This window comes from Oleiphilus sp. HI0123 (assembly GCF_001635315.1).
In genome coordinates this window covers 1-583 of sequence record NZ_LWGE01000762.1, presented here as the reverse complement: position 1 = coordinate 583, position 583 = coordinate 1, and the positions used below count along the sequence as shown (strand labels likewise).

General features: G+C 42.7%; 1 protein-coding gene. It reads right to left on the bottom strand.

The annotated features are described in order from the left end of the window. A partial coding sequence (locus A3761_RS06750) for a succinate dehydrogenase iron-sulfur subunit (RefSeq protein WP_068750011.1) occupies positions 1-545 on the bottom strand: 545 nt, incomplete at its 3' end. Between the last annotated feature and the right edge of the window lie 38 nt (positions 546-583).

Sequence of the window (583 nt, the reverse complement as noted above, 5' to 3'; positions counted from 1 at the left end):
CGTGAGTCAGCCAAAAATCTGTATGCCTGTAACAAACCTGATGGCCCGACAAACTTGTCAGGATTCCACCAGAATGATGGGCAAGCTGTTGAACAACAAGCACATAAGATACATTCATACAATCCATCCAGCTTTTCACGATCTTGAGGCGTCTGTATACGCTCAATAGCAGGTGCTGGCGTATCATTAATCAAGAATGGCTTAATTTTCTCGTATTGCTTGTAGAACATAGACATATCTACAACCAAGTCACGAATAACCGGCAAGCCCGGCAAAGGACGAATGATTAACTTGTTACCCTTCACAACTTCTGAAAGAGGTGTAATACAAGCCAATCCATTCTTACCATTCATGTTCAAACCATCTGAACCACAAACACCTTCACGACAAGAGCGGCGGTAAGCCAGTGATGGATCTTTTTCCTTAAGCAAGCCCAGGACATCAAGAACCATCAAATCTTTCCCTTCAGGGATCTGTAACTCAACATCCTGCATATAGGGTGCAGTGTCTTGTTCAGGATTATAGCGATATAAACTTACTAACATCTTCCAAATCTCCCCTTAGTAAGAGCGTACTTTTGGTG